This window comes from Candidatus Eisenbacteria bacterium, from assembly GCA_016235265.1.
In the GTDB taxonomy this organism is placed as follows: Bacteria; Eisenbacteria; RBG-16-71-46; order RBG-16-71-46; family JACRLI01; genus JACRLI01.
This window is the reverse complement of the sequence record JACRLI010000023.1, coordinates 19,060-38,370: the sequence shown is the minus strand read 5'-3', so window position 1 is coordinate 38,370 and position 19,311 is coordinate 19,060. Positions and strand designations below refer to the sequence as shown.

The following is a 19,311-nucleotide window of genomic DNA, read 5'->3' as shown; positions in this document are numbered from 1 at the left end:
GCCAGTATTCCTTGGGTAAGTCGGGCAGACGCGGCTAACGTCTCATGTCCTTCTGAATCGGCTGTGCGAATCGCCCGATCTAGGAAGAACTTGGCCGCACCCCATGCCATCAGATTCTTGAGACATATCGCCTCATTGGCTTCGGCGGACGCTTCTCCATGCGGGTTTCCGTCTAGCCGAGCGAACACAGCAGCGCTTTGATACCATTTCTGAGCGAGCCCGCTGTCACCAGAGCGAAGAATCACAGTAGCGAGAACGCTCGCCGCCCTGGACATTTGCGCAAAGCTCGCGTGGGCCGCGGCTCGATGGAAGACCGCTTCCCCGAAGCGCGTGGCGGAATCGTAATGTGAGGCCCGAAAATGAAGCCAGACGATGAATATGTCTCTTTCGAACCACGTGTGGGGACATGCTTCGTCGTCCACCTCAGGCACCGAGGCTATGAGTCCCTCCGCATGGACGCTCCCGATGTCCCAACTCTGGGCGTCCAGGATGCGGATGCGGATGAGCGCACTGGGGACACATCCCCTCTTCTCGTACTCTTCCTCGAGCACTGTGGCGAGCCGCTTCGCCTCCAAACGCATTTGAGCCCGAATCAGATCGCGAATCAACTGGCTTGCCTCAGCAAGATCGACTTCAGCGCAAGAACTTGCGCTGAGCAGCTTCAGCCACTCTTGGGCGCGCCTCTGAAGTACGAGAGTTGGGAGTGGCATGATGTTATCGTCCCAATAACTCCATAGTGAGCAAGTACAACTGGATGCCAGTGTGCCAGCCGAGCATCCGATGAGAACGATGTTGCAGAGCGGCCCTCCTGGCGCCTGCGGAGCCACTCACACCGGTGTTCCCTATCACCCGACTTGAATCTGCCGGTAGGCAACCCCCGATCATAGGCCCACCAGTGGGCTCATCCGGGTCGCCCGCCACCGGCCCGTCCCCCGGCATATGAATCCGCCCAGGCCCGGTGGAGGGCGTGGGCGCCGGCAAATACTGCTGTGCAATTACTGCAGTGGGGGGGCTTGCCAGCAGCGCCAGCCCCAACACGAGCGCGCACGCGCGAAGCCGAGGGAAGCCCGGCCACAGAGTCCGCCTGGAGTGGCCCCCCGTCTGAGGAGTTCGGGAGCCTCGGACCAGCTGGTATTCGAGCCCCCCAGATCCCCGCTCACCCACCCCCAAACGCAAAACAGCGCCCCCCAGCCACCCAAGAGGCAGCCGGAACGCGCCGTCACGTCGCCTGGAAGAGGGGGTCATCGGCGCCTCCTTGAGAGCCGAACTCAGGCCAACGAACTGCAAACTTGCCCACGATATTATGAGACCGTCCCCGCATTGTCAATAAACGGCCTGCCGGAGCCGGCCAGCCACCGCTGGCCGCTTGATTCCAACACTCCCTCCGGCACCTGCTGTATCATCTTTCCACAGCCCCGGGGAGCCTCCGCCGAACCTCTCGGCCGGCAGACCTCCCCCTCCCGCTCGAGGAGCCAATGATCGGGCGCACGATTGGCCGTTATCGCATCCTCGAAAAGCTGGGTCAGGGCGGCATGGGCACGGTCTGGAAGGCCGAGGACCCGGTGCTGGCCCGTCTGGTCGCCCTGAAGTTCCTGCCCCCGGAGCTGGCCGGCTCCCCCGAGGCCCGCCAGCGCTTCCTGCGCGAGGCCCAGGTGGCCTCCGCCCTGGAGCACCCCGGCATCGCCGCGGTGTTCGACGCCGGCGAGCACGAGGGCCTCTTCTACATCGCCCTCGCCTGCATCGAGGGCGAGACCGTGAGCGCGCTCGCCGCGCGCCACCCCATCCCTCCCATCGAAGCCATCCGCATCGCCGTGGCCGCCGCCGAGGCGCTGGCCCATGCCCACGGGCGCGGCGTGATCCACCGCGACGTCACCGGGCGCAACATCATGGTGGCCCGCGACGGGCGAGTGGTGGTGCTGGACTTCGGCCTGGCGCTGCCCTCCGAGGCCACCCGCCTCACCAGCTCGCACACGCTCATGGGCACGGTGGCCTACATGGCGCCCGAGGTGGCACAGGGCGGCGCGGCGGACGCGCGCAGCGACCTCTACGGCCTGGGCGTGGTGCTCTACGAAGCGCTCACCGGCACGTTGCCCTTCACCGGCGAGCGCGCCGAGGCGGTGCTCTACTCCGCGGTGCACGAGCCGCCGGTTCCGCCCGGAAAGCGCGCCTCCGGCATTCCCGCCGCGCTCGATGCACTGGTGCTGCGCCTGCTGGCGAAGAACCCGGAGCACCGCCCGGGCAGCGCGGCAGAGCTGGCGCGCGAGCTGCGCGCCGTTCCCGTGCCCGCCACGGGGGAAGTGCCCACCGCCGCCATGCCCGCGCCGGGTGCGCCCGCGAAGCCCTCCCGCAAGAGGGCCGCCGCGCGCGGCGCCGCCCGCAAGACCGAGCCCAAGTCCACGCCCCGCTGCCTCGCCGTGCTCCCCTTCCGGGACCTCGGCGGCACGCAGGAGCCCGACGCCGCCTCGCGCGCCTTCGCGCAGGGCGTGGCCGAGACCGTGGGGGCCCGTCTCTCGCGCCTGCGCGGCCTGCAGGTGATCCCGCCCTCGGGCGCCGGCGTGACGCCCTCCCCCGACCTGGACCTGCGCCGGGTGGCCCGCGAGCTGGGTGCGGCGATGGTGCTCTCGGGCTCGGTGCGCCGCGCGGGGGCGCAGGTGCGCGTCACCTACAACCTTGTGGACGCAGCCCTCGGCCTGCAGATGGCCGCCGACACCGTGGACGGCGCCGCCACGGACCTCTTTGGCCTCGAGGACCGGCTGGCGGAAAGCGTGCTCAAGTCGCTGCGCATCGAAGTGGGCTCGGACGCCCTGCACCAGACGGCCACCGCCGCCTCGGGCCTGTGGCGCACCGAGGCCCGCGAGCGCTATCTGCAGGCACTGGGGTATCTCCAAAGGCCCGAGCACGAGGCCTCGGTGGACGGCGCCATCGCACTCCTCGAGAACCTGCTCGAGGCCGGCGAAGGCGACGGCGAGGTGAACGCCGCGCTGGGCCGCGCCTGCCTGCACAAGTACGAGATCACGCGTTCCCCCGTATGGGCCCGGCGCGCCACGCAGGCGTGCGGCCGGGCGCTGGAGAGCCACGCTTCCGCCCCGGAGGTGCTGGTGACCCGGGGCAATTTGAACCGCGTGACCGGTCGGATGACCCAGGCGGTGCGCGACTTCCGCCGCGCGCTGAAGGCCGACCCGGAAAACGTAGATGCCCTGCTGGGTCTCGCCCGCACCTACGCCGACACCGGCGGCTACGACCTGGCGGAGGCGGCGTGCCGGCGCGCCCTGGCGCTGCGCCCCACCTTCTGGCAGGCGCACAACGTGCTGGGCCTCTCCCGCCTGCTGCGCGGCGCCTACGAGCAGGCCGCGGAGGCGTGGCAGCGGGTGATCGAGCTGGTGCCCGACAACACCCGCGGCCACACCAACCTGGGCGCCGCCTACTTCCACATGGGCGAGTACGAGAAGGCCATCGCGTGCTTCCGCCGCTCCCTGGAGATCCACCCGGACGCGCCCGCCTACAGCAGCCTGGGCACGGTGCTCTTCTACATGGGCCGGTTCGCGGAGGCGGTGGAGATGTTCGAGCGCGGGGTGGCCCTGGGCCCCGAGGAGCCCATGACCTGGGGCAACCTCGCCGACGCCTGCCGCTGGACCACCGGCCAGCAGGAGCGCGCGGCGGCGGCCTACGAGCGGGCCATTGATCTCACGCGGGGCGTGCTGCGCGTGAACCCGCGCAGCGTGGCGGACCTGGGCCCGCTCGCCGAATGGCTGGCCAAGCGGGGCCGCCTCGAGGAGGCCGACCAGGCGCTCTCGCGCGCGCGCAAGCTGGACCCCGACAACCTTGACCTGATGGCCCGCTCGGTGCGCGTGCATCACCTGGCCGGCCGTCGGCAGGCGGCGCTGGAAGCCCTGGCGGAAGCACTTCGCCGCGGCTACCGCGCGGCCGAGTTCGAGCACGACCCGGAGCTGGCCACGCTGCGCCGCGAGCCGGCCTACCAGGAAGCGATACGGCGTTTGCAGGAACCGGCGAAGTAGCCGCGCAGTGGCCGCGCCGCAGTTGCGCGGTGGCTTCTCGCGGTAGCTTCTCAAATCGCCCCCAACCAGGAGGTCGCAGTGAAGAAGCCCGAACGCAGAATCAAGCCGGTCCGCATCAAGGTGCGGCGCGCCCGCCGGGGCGGCCGCGTGAAGGCCGTCACGGACCAGAAGCGCGTCGAAATCTGCTACGGCAAGCGCCAGGAACTGCTGTGGGAGGCCACGGACGGTGACCTGGTGATTCACTTCTCTCGAAAGGACTCGCCGTGGCACGCGGGCCGTTACATCTTCCACGTCGAGCAGGGCGACAGCGTAGGCTCCGGCGTGCCACTGAAGGCCGCCGCGCGGAAGGAGCCCTACGTGTACCAGATGTGGCTCATCGAACCGGTGACGGGCGCGCTACTGCCCGTGGACCCGAGCGTGATCATCAAGGGCTGAGACGGCGGCGCGCCCCGCGGGAAGCTGAGCGGGCCGCATCACGACGGAGACACGGGAGGGCGGCGCGAGCCGCCCTCTTTCAGTTGCTGGCATCAATACTACTTCGGTATACCTCAGCGTGATTTCACAAGGTTTCTCTTGGAGTCCAACTTCCGCTCGGTCTAATCTCCTCGCCAGCAGTGGACGCTTCCCCCACCACCCGGACCGATGGGAGACGACCATGGTTGAACTTCGTCACCCGCCCTCGACCTATGACATCCTGCAACTCCACGGTGTTGATCGCAGAAGCTTCCTCAAGTTCTGCACCCTCACGGCCGCGATGCTCGGGCTCGAATCCACGATGGTCCCGCGCGTCGTCGAGGCACTGGAGAACAAGCCGCGCATCCCGGTGCTGTGGCTCCACGGACTGGAGTGCACCTGCTGCAGCGAGTCGTTCATCCGCTCGTCGCACCCGATCGCACAGGACGTGGTGCTCAACATGGTCTCGCTCGACTATGACGACACGCTGCAGGCCGCGGCGGGTTTCCAGGTCGAGGAGATCCGCAAGCGCATCATGCAGGAGTACGCCGGCAAGTACATCCTGGCGGTGGAAGGCAACGCCCCCACCAAGGACGGCGGCGTGTACTGCACCGTGGGCGGCCAGACCTTCCAGAGCATCCTGGAAGAGACCGCCAGGGACGCCTACGCCGTGGTGGCGTGGGGCTCGTGCGCCTCGAACGGCTGCGTGCAGGCGGCGCACCCGAACCCCACCGGCGCCAAACCCATCCACGAGCTGATCAGCGGCAAGCCCATCATCCGCGTGCCGGGCTGCCCGCCGATCGCGGAAGTCATGACCGGGGTGCTCACCTACGTGCTCACCTTCGGCCGCCTGCCGGACCTCGACCGCCAGGGGCGGCCGAAGATGTTCTATGGCACCCGCCTCCACGACAAGTGCTACCGGCGCTCCTTCTTCGACGCGGGCCAGTTCGTGGAAACCTGGGACGACGACGCGGCCAAGAAGGGCTGGTGCCTCTACAAGATGGGCTGCCGCGGGCCGACAACCTACAACTCGTGCTCCACGTTCAAGTGGAACAACGGGGTGTCGTGGCCGGTGGGTTCGGGCCACGGGTGCATCGGTTGCTCGGAGAACGATTTCTGGGACAACGGCCCGTTCTACAAGCGCGTGACCGGCATCCCGGTCCCGGGCATCGAGGCCACCCCGGAGACGGTGGGCAAGATCCTCGCCACGGCGGCGGGCGTCGGCGTGGCCGCGCACCTCGCATCGTTTGCGACCAAGAGGGGCCTGGAGAAGTCGAAGGGGGGCGCGGCCGCAAGCACGCCCGACTCCGGCGGCTCCGGGACCAAGGAGTAGGGGGCGGCCATGGCGCAGACCATCGTTGTTGATCCGATCACGCGCATCGAGGGCCACCTCCGCGTCGAAGCGATGCTGGACGGGAACAACCGCATCGAGGAGGCGATGTCCTGCGGCACCATGTGGCGCGGGATCGAGCTGATCCTCGAGGGCCGCGACCCGCGCGACGCCTGGGCGTTCTGCGAGCGCATCTGCGGCGTGTGCACCACGGTGCACGCGCTGGCCTCGGTGCGCTCGGTGGAGGACGCGCTGGGCATCAAGGTCCCGCAGACGGCCGAGATCATCCGCAACATCATGTTCCTCACGCAGTACGTGCAGGACCACGTGATCCACTTCTACCACCTGCACGCGCTGGACTGGGTGGACATCGTCTCCGCGCTCAAGGCGGACCCGGCGAAGACCGCCGAGCTGGCGCAGGCGGTGTCGCCCTCCTGGCCCAACGCCACGCCCGGCTACTACCGCGACGTCGCGGGAACACTGAAGAAGTTCGTGGAGTCCGGGCAGCTGGGGCTGTTCCAGAACGCGTACTGGGGCCACCCGGCGTACAAGCTGCCGCCCGAGGCCAACCTCATGGCGGTCGCACACTACCTGGAAGCGCTCAAGTGGCAGAAGGAAATCATCAAGATCCACACCATCTTCGGCGGCAAGAACCCCCACCCCAACTACCTGGTGGGCGGCATGGCGTGCGCGATTGATCTACAAAGCGACAACGCCATCAACATCGAGCGCCTGAACATGGTGAAGGGGCTGATTCAGGAGGCCGTGCGCGTGGTGGAGGGCATGTACCTGCCCGACCTGCTCGCGGTGGCCTCGTTCTACCCCGAGTGGACCACCTACGGCGGCGGCCTCGGCAACTACATGGTCTACGGGGACGTGCCGCAGAACGGCATCAAGGACCCGTCCAAGTTCCGCATGCCGCGTGGCGTGATCCTGAACAAGAACCTCAACGAGGTGCTGCCGGTGGATCCCACGGCACCCGACGAGGTGCTGGAAGAGATCGCGCACTCCTGGTACAAGTACCCCGCCGGCAAGGCCGCGTTGCATCCGTACGAGGGCCACACCGAGGCCCACTACACCGGCCCCAAGCCGCCCTACCAGAACCTGGACGGCAACGCCGGCTATTCGTGGCTCAAAGCGCCCCGCTGGAAGGGCCACGCCATGGAAGTCGGGCCGCTGGCGCGGATGCTGGTGGGGTTCGCCAGCGGACGCGAGGACTACAAGGCGGTGGTCACCGAGGCGCTGGCCGCGCTGAAGGTGCCCGCCACCGCGCTGTTCTCCACGCTGGGCCGCACCGCCGCACGGGGCCTGGAGACGCGCCTGGCGGTGCGCTGGCTGGTGGAGGAGTACGACCACCTGGTGGAGCACCTGAAGGCCGGCAACACGTCCACCGCGGACACCTCGAAGTGGGAGCCGGACACCTGGCCGAAGGAGTGCAAGGGGTTCGGGTTCACCGAGGCGCCGCGCGGGGCGCTGGGCCACTGGGTGCGGATCAAGGACCAGAAGATCGAGTCCTACCAGATCGTGGTGCCGTCCACCTGGAACGCCTCCCCCAAGGACGCCAAGGGCCAGCGCGGCGCGTACGAGGCCGCGCTGGTGGGCACGCCGATGGCGAACCCGAAACAGCCGGTGGAGATCTTGAGGACCATCCACTCGTTCGACCCGTGCCTGGCGTGCGCATCCCACGTTCTCGGCCCCGACGGCAACGTCCTGGCCGAGATCGTGGTGCGCTAGGAGGCGGCCATGAGCACCATCGGCCGCATCCACGCCGGGGACGTGGCGGCCAACCCCTCGCAGTACTTCCGCCGGAGGTACGTGTGGGAGTGGCCGATCCGGATCTTCCACTGGGTGAACGCGCTCAGCATCGCGGTGTTGTTCTCGACGGGGCTCTACATCGCCAGCCCCTTCCTGGCGCCCGCGGGCGAGGCGTGGCAGCACTTCGTGATGGGCACCGTGCGGAAGGTGCACTTTCTGTTCGCCTTCATCTTCGCGGTGAACTTCCTGTGGCGGATCGTGTGGTTCTGGATGGGGAACAACTACGCCCGGTCGGGCTTCCCGTTCGTGTGGAGCCGCCGCTGGTGGAACGACCTGTTCCGCCAGGTGCGCGACTACCTGCGGCTGGAGCGCGGCCACGTGCACATCGGGCACAACGCGCTGGGTGGCGTGGTCTACACCGTGTTCGTGATCCTGTGCGGCTGGGTGCAGATCTTCCTGGGGTTTGCGCTCTTCTCCGAGCACAACCCCGAGGGGTTCTACGGCAGGCTGTTCGGCTGGGTCATCCCCATGCTGGGCGGCTCGTTCCAGGTGCACATGTGGCATCACCTGACGGCGTGGATGTTCCTGTTCTTCACCATCATCCACATCTACATCGTGTTCTACGACGGACTGCAGTTCAAGAACGGGCTGGTGACGAGCATCGTGTCCGGCGAGAAGTTCTACCGCGAGGGAGACATTGACCACGAGCGCTGGCTCAGCTAGGGAGCGGCACGTGCCGCCCCTGCTGGTCCTGGGGCTCGGAAACCCGCTGCTGAGCGACGACGGCGTTGGACTGCGCCTGCTGGAGAGGCACGCAGGGCCTGGCCCTCCTCGGCAGAATCGAGGGGCGCCGGGCCCTGCTCATTCTGGACGCCGTGGCCGCCGGCGGCGCGCCCGGCGACGTGCACGTGCTGAACGGCGTGGAGGCGGTGCGCATGGCCGCCCGAACCGCCCCCACCGCGCACGAGGGCGGCGCGGGCCAGCTGCTGGCCTACGCCGAGCTCCTGGGAGACCTCCCGGGGCGCGTGACCGTGGTGGGCGTGGAGCCGGAGAACATTCACACCGGCCTCGGACTTTCGGCTACCGTGGAGGCGGCGCTGCCCGAGGCACTGGAGCGCGCCCGCGAAGCCCTGGAGGCCCTCGCCGCAAGCTAGGAGACCAATCTGCACGAACTGGGCGTCGCCACCGAGATCCACCGCGCCTGCCGCCGGACCATGGAATCGCACGGGCCGGGGCGCATCGAGGAGGTGCGCGTAGCGGTGGGCGAGCTGTCGGCCGTGGAGCCGGAACTGCTACAATTCGCGTGGCAGGCGGTCACCGCCGGCACGCCGGACGAGGGCTCGAGGCTCGAGGTCGAGTGGCGCCCCGCGCGGCAAACCTGCCTCAAGTGCGGCGAAGTGGCCGAGCGCGGCGCGGGCTCGTGGCTGCGCCTGTGTCCCCGCTGCGAGAGCCCGCTGCGCGTGGAAGGCGGCGACGAACTGGACATTCTCCATCTGAGCTTCACTCCCGACGACGTGCAGGAGCCGGCCCCGTGACCAGTCCCGTGCAACAGGTGAACGTGCAGCAGCGCGTCCTGGCCGCCAACGACGAGGCCGCGGCGGAGCTGCGACGCGGCTTCCGCGCCGACCGCATGCTGGTGGTGAACCTGATCTCCTCGCCCGGATCCGGTAAGACTTCGCTGCTCGAGGCCACCGTGCGCGCGCTCACCGGGCGCGTGCGCATGGCGGCGCTGGACGGCGACATCGCCACCGAGCGCGACGCCGACCGGCTGCGAGCCGCGGGCATCCCCGCGCACCAGATCCTCACCGGCGGCGCCTGCCACCTGGACGCGCGCCAGGTGCGCACCGCGCTGGAACAGGCGGGCATGGGCAAGCCGGACATCCTGTTCATCGAGAATGTGGGCAACCTGATCTGCCCCACTTCCTACGACCTGGGCGAGGACTTCAAGGTGGCGGTGCTCTCGGTCACCGAGGGCGAGGACAAGCCGTTCAAGTACCCGGCCATCTTCTCGCGCTCGGAAGTGACCGTGATCACCAAGTCCGACCTGCTGCCGCACGTGCCGTTCAAGCTGGACGAGGCGCGCGCGCAGGTGGCCGCGCTGAACCCGACCGGCAGGCTGTTCGTGACCTCGGCGACCTCCGGCGAAGGCATCCGGGAGTGGTGTGACCTGTTGATGGAGCGGCTGGAGGGCAAGCGCAGGGCATGACCATGGACCATATCTCCCTGGACCTGATGCTGGCGGCGTGCGGCATCGCCATCACGCACACCGTGCTGGGCCCCGACCACTATTTGCCGTTCATCATGCTGGCGCGCGCGCGCCGCTGGAGCCGGGCGCGCACGGTGCTGATCACCATCCTGTGCGGCATCGGCCACGTGGGCTCCTCCATCGTGCTGGGCCTGGTCGGCGTGCTCGCCGGCGCCACTCTGGGATGGGTGCAGAAACTGGAGGGCGCCCGCGGCGACTGGGCCGCGTGGGCGCTGGTGTGGTTCGGGCTGGCGTACATGCTGTGGGGCCTGCGGACCGCGTTCCGCGCGCGCCGGGGGATCGACCCGCACGCGCACGGCGCGGACGTGCACATGCACCACGGCGGGCATCATCATCACCACCACGAGATTCCCGTGGAGCCGGGAAAGAGTTCCACGTTCTGGGCGCTGTTCGTGGTGTTCGTGCTGGGTCCGTGCGAGCCGCTGATCCCACTGTTCGTGCTGCCCGCCAGCCGCGGTCGCTGGGAGCTGGCCGGGACCACGGGCCTGGTCTTCGGGCTCATCACGGTGGTGGCCATGGTGGGGCTGGTGCTCGCGGGACAGGCGGGCATGGAGCGGCTGCGGCTGGGACGGATGGAGCGGTGGGCGCATGCGATGGCCGGCGGGGTGGTGGCGATGTCGGGGCTGGCTGTGATCTACCTGGGGTTGTAGGCGTACGGCGAATGAGAGCGCATCCATTCCGGGAGGCTCGCGTCATGAGGTCCGCACTGGTGAGAAGCACCCATTGGATGAGTCTGCGTCGCGTGGTATTCGGCGCAACGATTTCCGTCACCCTGTGTGCGCAGTTCTGCTCTTGTGGGATTACGGATAGAAGGAACTGTACGCCCGACGAGAAGCAGGAAATTGCAGTCAAGAGCTACACGGAATACACGCAGGAGTATGGAATAGATGCGTCTCGTTTTGTCGGCCCAACCGTCGGCGACACTAGCGGGAGGCTGACTTATACTTGGAGGTCCGCAACCAGGACAGCTGATAGCATTGCCATTTTCGTTCGATTCGCGGCAGTGACTGACTGTAGGGGCGAGCTAGCTGGCCGGGGTGCGGGCGATTCGTGGCGTGCATTCCTGGAGGAGTGCTCGGAGGCCAGGCGGAACTCTGGGGGCGGGAATTGAGCCACATATCGGATGGAAGGAACCAGGCCGAAGTGACTGGGACGACTATGCGTCCACATCCGAACCTGCGCCTGGCGCTCGCCTCCATGATTGTCTGCACGTCCCTCTGGCTGGCGCCGGCGTTCCCCCGAGCCGCCGAGAGCGGCCCGGCGCCGATCACGCCGGCGGGCCACGGCACCCGGGTCCTCTACCTCATTCGCCATGGCATCTACGATGAAACGGACCCGCGCAGCGAGCGCATCGGAAAGGCGCTCACCCCGCTGGGGCGCGAACAGGCCCGGATTGTTGGCCTCCGCCTCGCGGGACTGCCCTCGGGCGTGAGCCACGTGCACGCCAGCACCCTCACGCGGGCGCGGGAGACCGCGGAGATCGTGGTCCAGGCGCTCCCCGGCCGCGGTGTGGAGCCGGACTCCGACCTGTGCGAGTGCACCCCGGCCACACCCCGGCAGGACGTGATGCGAGACCTCGCCCCCGGCGAGGCGGACTCCTGTCGCTCCCAGCTCGAGCGCGTGGTGGTCCGCTACTTCCGCCCCACGTCGGGCCCGGACAGCTCCGAAGCGCTGGTGTGTCACGGAAACGTGATCCGCTACCTGGTGTGCCGCGCGCTGGGCGCGGATCCCATTCGGTGGCTGTCCATGATGATCGGGCACTGCAGCGTCACCACGATCCACGTGCGTCCCGACGGCACCTGCCGGCTGGCGGGCTTCAGCGACGTGGGGCATCTGCCGGTGGAGATGCAGACCTACGCGGGGGCTCGGATGGCGCCAGTGGATTCTCTGAAGCGGAAGTAGTTGGCAGTCGAACGGCAGACGACAGATCCACGGCCACAACGACAAACGCGGCAGCATTTCCCCGAAGTCGCGGCAGCATCTCCCCGGGGACGCGGCAAGTACGCGCCTAGCAAATCCTCGGCAACTGCTCCCCGCTCATCATGTCCACCACGCGAAGCCCGCCCACGCGGCTGCGCAGCAGCAACTGCCCCGGGTGTTCCTCCGTGACCACGCCCACGATGGCCGCCTCGCGCCCCAGCGGGTGCGCACGCATCGCGGCCAGCGCCTCCTCCGCGGCCTCCGGGGCCACGATGGCGATACACTTGCCCTCGTTGGCCACGTAGAGCGGGTCCAGGCCCAGGATCTCGCAGGCGCCGCGCACCTGCTCGTGCACCGGGATGGCGGTCTCCTGAAGGCAGATCCCGGCGCCGCACGCCGCGGCAATCTCGTTGAGCGCGCTGGCCACGCCGCCGCGCGTGGGATCGCGCAGGACGCGCACGGCACCGGGTCCCGCCGCCGCGAGCACGTCCGCCACCAGCCCGTGCAGCGCCGCCGAATCGCTCTCGATGGTGGTCCCGAACTCCAGCCCCTCGCGCACGCTCATGATGGCGATGCCGTGCATGGCGATCGCCCCGCTCAGCAGCACCACGTCACCGGGTCGGGCGTTGCGGGGCGACACCGCCACCCCCGGCGCCACCAGCCCCAGCCCGGTGGTGTTGATGAAGATCTTGTCGCCCTTGCCGCGGTCCACCACCTTGGTGTCGCCGGTCACCACCCGCACGCCGGCCTGCTCCGCGGCGGCCTGCAGCGAGCGCGTGATGCGCCACAGCCCGTCCATGGGCAGGCCCTCCTCCAGCACGAAGGCCGCGGTGAGCGCCAGCGGCTGGGCCCCGCACATGGCGAGGTCATTCACGGTGCCGTGCACGGAGAGCGAGCCGATGTCGCCGCCGGGGAAGAACAGCGGGCTGACCACGAACGTATCGGTGGAGATCGCGAGGCGCGCGCCGCCCACGTCCAGCACCGCGCCGTCGTGCAGCTGCTCCAGCGCGGGATTGCGGAAGGCCTCGAGGAACATCTTCTCGATGAGCATCTGCGTGAGGCGGCCACCGCCGCCGTGGCCCATCAGGATGTGCGGATATTCCTGGATGGGAATGGGGCAGCTGGGCCCTTCGAGGACGACAGTCTTGCCGCTCATCGAACGCGGCCACGAGGATTCATCGCGCCCCCCGACTTCGTCGCACTCTTCAGCTTCATCGCGCCCATCAGCTTCATCGCACGGCGCGCATCCTAGCGCACCCTCGCGTAGTGGTAGTACGCCGCGCACGCTCCCTCGGAGGAGACCATGGGCGCACCCAGCGGGTGCTCCGGCGTGCAACGGCCGCCAAACGCGGTGCACTCGTGGGGCTTCTTCAGCCCTTGCAGGATCTGGCCCGCGATGCATTCGGCGGGCTCGGTGGCGGTGATGCCGTCCACGTCGAAGCGCTTGCCGGCGTCGAAGCGGGCGTACTTCGGGCGCAGCGCGTAGCCACTTTGCGGGATCACGCCGATCCCGCGCCACGGGCGGTCGCAGGGCTCGAACACCTCGCGAAGGAGCCGCTGGGCGGGCACGTTCCCTTCGCGCGACACCACGCGGGCGTACTGGTTCTCCACCCCGTGGCGGCCCTCCTCCAGCGCCTGCAACAGCATGTGCGCGCCCTGCATCAGGTCCACCGGCTCGAATCCGGTCACCACCACCGGCACGCGGTACTTCTCGGCGATGGGCAGGTACTCGTGATAGCCCATCACCGCGCACACGTGGCCCGCGGCCAGGAAGCCCTGCACGCGGTTGTGCGGCGAGCCCAATACGGCCTCCATGGCGGGCGGCACCAGCACGTGCGAGCACAGGATGGAGAAGTTCTCGAGGCCCTCCTTCTCCGCCTGCCACACGGCCATGGCGTTGGCGGGTGCCGTGGTCTCGAAGCCGACCGCGAAGAACACCACCGGGCGGTCCGGGTTGGCGCGCGCCAGCTTCAGCGCGTCCAGCGGCGAATACAGCATGCGCACGTCGGCGCCCTGGGCCTTCACACTGAGGAGATCGGTGCTGCTGCCAGGCACGCGCAGCATGTCGCCGAAGGAGGTGAAGATCACCTCGGAGCGGCGGGCGATGGCGATGGCGCGATCAATGAGTTCCAGCGGCGTGACGCACACCGGGCAGCCCGGGCCGTGCACGAGGGTGACCTGCTCGGGGAAGAGCCGGTCGAGGCCGTACTTGATGAGGGTGTGGGTCTGCCCGCCGCAGATCTCCATGAGCGTCCACGGACGGGTCACCACGCCGCCGATAGCCTGCGCCAGGGCCTGCACGTCGGCCTCGTTGCGGAACTCATCCACGAATCGCATGCGGGCTCCGGGGTGGGTCAGGAGGCGGCGGGGCCGGGCTTGCCGGGCGGATCCGGCTGCGGACGGGCAGGCCGTTGCGCGCCCGGCTGCGGTGAAGCGGGCCGTTGCGCATCCGGCTGCGGCACGTCCAGCTCCGCCAGCTCGCCCATGCGCTTCAGCAGCTCGAAGGTCTCCGCGGCCTCCTCCTCGCTGATGCGGCTGATGGCGAAGCCCACGTGCACCACCACGAACTCGCCGGGCTGCACTTCCGGAACGTAGGCAAGGCAGACTTCCTTGGTGACGCCGCCGAAGCTCACCGTGCCCATGGTCATCCCCAGGGCGTTCTCCTGGATATCCATCACCTTGCCGGGGACACCGAGGCACATGGGGTGGACTCCTGGGGCGGGCGTTTGTGCCTGCCAAATGAGTGATCGTACGCGCAGGGCAGGCATTCATGCCTGCCGAGACAATTCAGTCAGAATCTGGCGAGCACGAATGCCTGCCCTACATCTGTGCCGCCGCGACCATCACCTGGCCCAAGCTGATGCCGCCGTCGTTGGGCGGGACTTGCGCGTGGAGCAGGACGGCGCGGCCGTCCTCCTCAAGTGCCCGGCTCATGCGATCCGTGAGCAGGCGATTCTGGAAACAGCCGCCGGTAAGCGCCACTCGGGGCTCGTCCACCGCGCGGGCCACTTCCACAGCGGCGGCCACCAGGGCGTTCATGAATCGCGCGGCGATGGTGCCCGCGGCGCGGCCACGGCAGAGGTCTTCGAGAATCTCCTCCAGCATCGGGCCCCAGTCGAGAGTGAGGCGGGCTGCGTGCGGGCCGCGAGAGGCCTCGCCAGCCACCCCGCGGACCCCGGACGGCGCCGCCGCACCGCACCCGAGAGTATACCGGCCCATCTCCGCCGGGTCTGCGGCAAACTCGAGCGCCATGGCGGCCTGGCCCTCGAAGCTCACCGTGAGGTGCAGACCGGCCAGGGCCGCCACGGCGTCGAACAGGCGCCCCGCGCTGGTGGTCACCGGGGCGTTGAGGCCGCGCGAGAGCATGGTGGCCAGGACCCGGCGCTCGGCTGCCGGGACGGCCCGGACCACCGCGAGGTCTTCGCGCTCCAGCGCGGCGACGCCAAAGTGCTCCCAGAGCAACGCCAGCGCGGTCCTGCGGGGCTCGCGCACCGCCGCCTCTCCTCCGGGCAGCCGGAAGGGCCGGAGGGCCGCCACGCGCTCGTATCCGGAGGCGTCGCCCACCAGGAACTCCCCGCCCCAGACGGTGCCGTCGGTGCCGTAGCCGGTGCCGTCCCAGGTGACCCCCAGGGCGCGGCCTGAGACGCCGTTCTCGGCCAGGCAGGACGCCAGGTGGGCGTGGTGGTGTTGGACCGCGACCAAGCGCGCCGCACCGCCGCCGGCCGGTGCAGGCGCCGCGGGCGAGCCTTCTGCGGCCGATCCAACCACCTCGTGACCTCCATCCTGGCTCATCCACGCCTTCGCCCAGCGCGTGGATACGAAATCCGGGTGCAGGTCGTGCGCGAGGGCCAGCGGGCGCGCGCCGTAGAGCGACAAGAAGTCCGCGATGACCCGCTCGAACGCCTCGCGCGCCTGCGGCGTTTCCAGGTCCCCGATGTGCTGGCTCACGAACACCTGCCGCCCCACGCTCAGCGCCACGGTGTTCTTCTGGTGCGCGCCCACCGCGAGGATGGGCGGCAGCTCGCGCGCCACACTGACCGGAAGCGGCGCGTACCCGCGAGCGCGGCGCACCAGGCGCACGCCGCCGCGCACCGACCACGCCACGCTGTCGTCCACGTGGCGGCGGATGGGCCGGTCATGCACCAGGAACAGGTCGGCGATGCCAGCGAGGCGAACCAACGCCTCGCGCTCGTCGGTGCACAGAGGCTCCTCGGAGAGGTTGCCGCTGGTGGCCACCACCGGGAAGTTGCAGGCGCGGAGCAACAGGTGCTGAAGGGGCGTGGACGGGAGCATGACGCCGAGGCAGGGGTTGCCGGGAGCCACGTTGGGGGCAATCGTGGAGATGGAGGCGGTGGCGCCCGCATCCGAGGCCACGCGCGCACCTTCGGCTCCGCCCGCACCCACATCCCCCACCTTGCGAGGCAGAAGCAGGATCGGCGCCTCCGGCGACTCCAGATGCGCCACGGCCACCTCGTCCACGTCGCAGAACTCCCGCGCCTGCTCCACGTCGCGCGCCATCAGCGCCAGCGGCTTCTCCCAGCGGTGCTTGCGCTCGCGCAGGCGAGCCACCGCGGGCTCCGATCGCGCGTCGCACGCGAGATGGAAGCCACCGAGGCCCTTCACCGCGACGATGCGCCCTTCGGCGAGCGCGCGCGCCGCTTCGGGGATGGCCTCGCGGGTGCCGGCCAGTTCGCTGCCATCCGCGGCCCACAGCGCCGCGCGCGGCCCACACTCCGGGCACGCGTTGGGCTGCGCGTGGAAGCGCCGGTCGCGCGGGTCTTCGTACTCTGCGCGGCAGGCGGGGCACATTGGGAAGCCGCTCATGGTGGTGTTTGGGCGGTCGTAGGGCAGCCCGCGCAGGATGGTGAAGCGGGGCCCGCAATTGGTGCAATTCGTGAACGGATGGCCGTGGCGGCGATCCGAGGGGTCGAACACTTCGCGCCGGCAGTCGGGGCAGGTGGCGATGTCCGGAAGGACCAGGGCGCTCTTCGAGCCCCCGCCGTCGCTGTGGCGGATCTCGAAACCGGCGAGTCCGGCGGGCTCCAGCCATGCGGCTTCGACGGATTTCAGGACAGCGCGCGGCGGGGGCGCGGTCTCGACGCGCTCGCGGAAGCGCTCCAACGCCGGGCGCGGGCCTTCCACTTCCAGGAACACGCCGCGCGCGTCGTTCAGCACCCAGCCGGTAAGGTGGAACTCCTCGGCGAGGCGGTAGACGAAGGGGCGGAAACCCACGCCTTGGACGGCGCCGCGGATTTCGAGGCGGAGGCGGGAGACCACATCCTCAGTCATGCCCCGAGTTTCGCCTCTTGGCGCTTGCGGCACAAGCGCGGGGCACGGCTGGTCAGCCCCCCCCGCCAATGCTAGTTTTGCTCGCATGAAGTCCTTCCACTCGGGCCATCCCGCCGGCGACCGCCCCGCCGAAGGCGTCATCCAGTTCGAGGCCGTCCACCGCCCGGCCGAGCTACCAGAGCACACCTACGGCCCCACGGTGCGCGAGTTGGCGGCCTGGCGCGAGGTCATGAACCGCCTGGGCCTGCTGGGCCAGCACCCGGAGCGCTACGAGGGCTACGGCTACGGCAACGTGAGCGCCCGCCTGGGCCCGTTCGGCAACATGACCCAGGGCCTGCGCCGCTTCCTCATCACCGGCACCCAGACCGGTGGGCTGCGCATGGTGGGCCTGGAGAACTTCTGCGTGGTGGAGCGCTACGACCTGGGCGCCAACCGCGTGCACAGTTTCGGCCCGGCGCAGCCCTCTTCGGAGTCTCTCACGCACGGCGCGCTTTACGACGCCGCCCCGGACGCCCGCGTGGTGCTGCACGGCCACTCCCCCGAGATCTGGCGCCACGCGCGGGAACTCCACCTGCCGATCACGCGCGCCGACGTCGCAAACGGCACGCCGGAGATGGCACGCGAAGTGACCAAGCTGGTGCGCGAATCGGCCGCCTCCGAAATGCGCATCCTGGTCATGGGCGGCCACGAGGACGGCGTGCTGACGTTCGGCCGTACGGCGGCGGAAGCCGGTGAGGCCCTGGTGCGGAACCTGGCGCGGGCTTGCACGCTGCTATCGTAGAAGGAGCACGCGGGCATGCCCGCGTGCCGGAAGAGACCCGGTGCGCGGCGAAAGGAGGTCCCCCATGGAACCCCAGCAGATGATGATCCGCTGCCCCAAGACCGGCAAGCCGTTCGAAACCGGTCTCGTGATGGACCTGGCGAGCTACCTGACCTCGCACATGGAGAACAACACCTCGATGTGCCCGCACTGCGGAGAGTCCCACGCGTGGAGCAAGGACAATATCTTCTTCGAGGACATGTCGCCGAATTGAATTGTAGGTCAGGCGCATTTGCCCGACCTACCTGGCTCGGAGTGTTGTAGGTCAGGCAAGTCGCCTGGCCTGCCCCCGGAGGACCCCGTGAAAGTCAACGGCCGCGACATGCGCGCCACATGGTGGATCGAGGACGGCGTGGCCTACATTGACCAGCGCCGGCTCCCGCATGCGCTGGAGATCGGCGTGGCCGCGTCCGTGGAGGAGGTGGCGCGCGCCATCGAGGACATGGCGGTGCGCGGCGCGCCGGCCATCGGGGTGTTCGCGGGCTACGGGCTGGCGTTGGCGGCGAAGCTCGGCGACGACCTGGGCGCCGCCTACGAGCGCCTGGCGCGCACGCGGCCCACGGCCATCAACCTGTGGAAGGGGCTGGACACGGTGCGGGGCGCCTGCGCCGCGGCTTCGAAGACCCTGCGTGCCCGCGCCACGCTGGCCACCGCGCGCGCCTTCGACGACGCCGAAGTGGCCGCCGGGGAGGCCATCGGCACGCACGGGCTGGCGCTGTTCCGGCAGGGCACGCGCGTGCTCACGCACTGCAACGCGGGCTGGCTGGCGGTGCAGGATTGGGGCACCGCCCTTGCCCCCGTCTACAGGGCCCACCGCGCGGGCATGGAGCCGTTCGTGTACGTGGATGAGACGCGCCCGCGGCTGCAGGGCGCCCGGCTGACCACCTGGGAGCTGGCCCAGGAGGGCGTGCGCCACGCGCTGATCGCCGACAACGCCGCCGCCCACCTGATGCAGCGCGGCATGGTAGACCTGGTGATCACCGGCTCTGACCGCGTGGCCGCCAACGGCGACGCCGCGAACAAGATCGGCACCTTCGGCAAGGCCTGTGCGGCGAGGCAGGCGGGCGTGCCCTTCTACGTCGCCGCCCCGATCAGCACGTTTGACCCGGGCACGGCCAGCGGCGCGGACATCCCCATCGAGGAGCGCTCGGATGACGAAGTGCTGTTCGTGGAGGGCGTGGACGAGTCTGGCACCGCGCGCCGGGTGCGCGTCGCGCCCGAGGGCACCGCGGTCTTCAACCCGGGCTTCGACGTCACCCCGCACGAGCTGATCAGCGGGATCATCACCGAAGTGGGCATCGTGCGCGCGACGGCCGAGGGCGTGGCGGAGGCGCTGAACCGCGCCAAGGCATAGGGCAAACGCCCCGGCCGCCTCCCCCCCCGCCTTGCGGCCACAGGCCCTGCTGTCAGGCGCGCCCACACGGCGCCCACACGGCTCCCCCCCACGGCTCCCATCGCGCCC

At 69.4% G+C, this 19,311-nt stretch carries 17 protein-coding genes; 13 read left to right on the top strand and 4 right to left on the bottom strand.

The features are described 5' to 3' along the window. Positions 1-1,475: 1,475 nt before the first annotated feature. The 10 genes from HZB25_12625 to HZB25_12580 all read left to right on the top strand — a co-directional run bounded on the left by HZB25_12625 (position 1,476) and on the right by HZB25_12580 (position 11,722). Positions 1,476-4,016, top strand: coding sequence for a tetratricopeptide repeat protein (locus HZB25_12625; protein MBI5838074.1), 2,541 nt, complete (start codon positions 1,476-1,478; stop codon positions 4,014-4,016). Between the two features lie 78 nt (positions 4,017-4,094). Then, positions 4,095-4,451 carry a hypothetical protein gene (locus HZB25_12620; protein MBI5838073.1) on the top strand — a complete coding sequence of 119 codons (357 nt, stop codon included), beginning with the start codon at positions 4,095-4,097 and terminating at the stop codon, positions 4,449-4,451. A gap of 220 nt (positions 4,452-4,671) precedes the next feature. Next, positions 4,672-5,802 (top strand): hydrogenase small subunit, encoded by a 1,131-nt coding sequence (locus HZB25_12615; protein ID MBI5838072.1) that lies wholly within the window; start codon positions 4,672-4,674, stop codon positions 5,800-5,802. A gap of 9 nt (positions 5,803-5,811) precedes the next feature. Next, on the top strand, positions 5,812-7,533 hold the full coding sequence (locus HZB25_12610) for a nickel-dependent hydrogenase large subunit (protein ID MBI5838071.1): 1,722 nt from the start codon (positions 5,812-5,814) through the stop codon (positions 7,531-7,533). A gap of 9 nt (positions 7,534-7,542) precedes the next feature. Beyond that, positions 7,543-8,277, top strand: a complete 735-nt coding sequence (gene cybH / locus HZB25_12605; protein ID MBI5838070.1) for a Ni/Fe-hydrogenase, b-type cytochrome subunit — start codon at positions 7,543-7,545, stop codon at positions 8,275-8,277. A gap of 65 nt (positions 8,278-8,342) precedes the next feature. Continuing rightward, positions 8,343-8,708, top strand: coding sequence for a hydrogenase maturation protease (locus tag HZB25_12600; GenBank protein MBI5838069.1), 366 nt, complete (start codon positions 8,343-8,345; stop codon positions 8,706-8,708). 9 nt (positions 8,709-8,717) lie between these two features. Next, a complete protein-coding gene (locus HZB25_12595) occupies positions 8,718-9,089 on the top strand; it encodes a hydrogenase maturation nickel metallochaperone HypA (protein ID MBI5838068.1) in 372 nt (123 codons plus the stop codon). Positions 9,090-9,106: 17 nt separating this feature from the next. Next, the gene (hypB, locus tag HZB25_12590) at positions 9,107-9,760 is read left to right on the top strand and encodes a hydrogenase nickel incorporation protein HypB (protein ID MBI5838067.1); all 654 of its coding nucleotides are present in this window, start codon (positions 9,107-9,109) and stop codon (positions 9,758-9,760) included. Positions 9,761-9,771: 11 nt separating this feature from the next. Continuing rightward, on the top strand, positions 9,772-10,470 hold the full coding sequence (locus tag HZB25_12585) for a sulfite exporter TauE/SafE family protein (GenBank protein ID MBI5838066.1): 699 nt from the start codon (positions 9,772-9,774) through the stop codon (positions 10,468-10,470). Positions 10,471-10,978: 508 nt separating this feature from the next. Further along, positions 10,979-11,722, top strand: coding sequence for a histidine phosphatase family protein (locus tag HZB25_12580; protein ID MBI5838065.1), 744 nt, complete (start codon positions 10,979-10,981; stop codon positions 11,720-11,722). A gap of 106 nt (positions 11,723-11,828) precedes the next feature. Here HZB25_12580 and hypE read toward each other — a convergent pair whose 3' ends face one another. From hypE to HZB25_12560, 4 genes are all read right to left on the bottom strand, one after another. Then, positions 11,829-12,896 carry a hydrogenase expression/formation protein HypE gene (gene hypE, locus HZB25_12575; GenBank protein ID MBI5838064.1) on the bottom strand — a complete coding sequence of 356 codons (1,068 nt, stop codon included), beginning with the start codon at positions 12,894-12,896 and terminating at the stop codon, positions 11,829-11,831. 92 nt (positions 12,897-12,988) lie between these two features. After that, complete coding sequence (hypD, locus tag HZB25_12570; protein ID MBI5838063.1) at positions 12,989-14,077, bottom strand: hydrogenase formation protein HypD; 1,089 nt, start codon at positions 14,075-14,077, stop codon at positions 12,989-12,991. Positions 14,078-14,094: 17 nt separating this feature from the next. Then, positions 14,095-14,442 carry a HypC/HybG/HupF family hydrogenase formation chaperone gene (gene hypC / locus HZB25_12565; GenBank protein ID MBI5838062.1) on the bottom strand — a complete coding sequence of 116 codons (348 nt, stop codon included), beginning with the start codon at positions 14,440-14,442 and terminating at the stop codon, positions 14,095-14,097. 118 nt (positions 14,443-14,560) lie between these two features. Beyond that, on the bottom strand, positions 14,561-17,029 hold the full coding sequence (locus HZB25_12560; protein MBI5838061.1) for a carbamoyltransferase HypF: 2,469 nt from the start codon (positions 17,027-17,029) through the stop codon (positions 14,561-14,563). Positions 17,030-17,114: 85 nt separating this feature from the next. On the opposite strand from HZB25_12560, the gene HZB25_12555 reads away from it, so the two are divergent. The 3 genes from HZB25_12555 (at position 17,115) to mtnA (ending at position 19,203) form a co-directional block, all read left to right on the top strand. Further along, entirely contained in the window at positions 17,115-17,810 is a 696-nt protein-coding gene (locus HZB25_12555) for a class II aldolase/adducin family protein (GenBank protein MBI5838060.1), read from the top strand. Positions 17,811-17,874: 64 nt separating this feature from the next. After that, a complete protein-coding gene (locus tag HZB25_12550; GenBank protein MBI5838059.1) occupies positions 17,875-18,063 on the top strand; it encodes a hypothetical protein in 189 nt (62 codons plus the stop codon). A 108-nt stretch (positions 18,064-18,171) separates the two neighbouring features. Beyond that, positions 18,172-19,203, top strand: coding sequence for an S-methyl-5-thioribose-1-phosphate isomerase (gene mtnA, locus HZB25_12545; protein ID MBI5838058.1), 1,032 nt, complete (start codon positions 18,172-18,174; stop codon positions 19,201-19,203). The last annotated feature ends 108 nt before the right edge of the window (positions 19,204-19,311 follow it).

What these genes read in the sequence shown, in the direction of transcription:
- HZB25_12625 (MBI5838074.1), top strand. Translation starts at nt 1,476, where the DNA reads ATGATCGGGCGCACGATTGGCCGTTATCGCATCCTCGAAAAGCTGGGT.
- HZB25_12615 (MBI5838072.1), top strand. Translation starts at nt 4,672, where the DNA reads ATGGTTGAACTTCGTCACCCGCCCTCGACCTATGACATCCTGCAACTC.
- HZB25_12610 (MBI5838071.1), top strand. Translation starts at nt 5,812, where the DNA reads ATGGCGCAGACCATCGTTGTTGATCCGATCACGCGCATCGAGGGCCAC.
- cybH (MBI5838070.1), top strand. Translation starts at nt 7,543, where the DNA reads ATGAGCACCATCGGCCGCATCCACGCCGGGGACGTGGCGGCCAACCCC.
- HZB25_12580 (MBI5838065.1), top strand. Translation starts at nt 10,979, where the DNA reads ATGCGTCCACATCCGAACCTGCGCCTGGCGCTCGCCTCCATGATTGTC.
- hypE (MBI5838064.1), bottom strand. Translation starts at nt 12,896, where the DNA reads ATGAGCGGCAAGACTGTCGTCCTCGAAGGGCCCAGCTGCCCCATTCCC.
- hypD (MBI5838063.1), bottom strand. Translation starts at nt 14,077, where the DNA reads ATGCGATTCGTGGATGAGTTCCGCAACGAGGCCGACGTGCAGGCCCTG.
- hypC (MBI5838062.1), bottom strand. Translation starts at nt 14,442, where the DNA reads ATGTGCCTCGGTGTCCCCGGCAAGGTGATGGATATCCAGGAGAACGCC.
- HZB25_12560 (MBI5838061.1), bottom strand. Translation starts at nt 17,029, where the DNA reads ATGACTGAGGATGTGGTCTCCCGCCTCCGCCTCGAAATCCGCGGCGCC.
- HZB25_12555 (MBI5838060.1), top strand. Translation starts at nt 17,115, where the DNA reads ATGAAGTCCTTCCACTCGGGCCATCCCGCCGGCGACCGCCCCGCCGAA.
- HZB25_12550 (MBI5838059.1), top strand. Translation starts at nt 17,875, where the DNA reads ATGGAACCCCAGCAGATGATGATCCGCTGCCCCAAGACCGGCAAGCCG.
- mtnA (MBI5838058.1), top strand. Translation starts at nt 18,172, where the DNA reads ATGCGCGCCACATGGTGGATCGAGGACGGCGTGGCCTACATTGACCAG.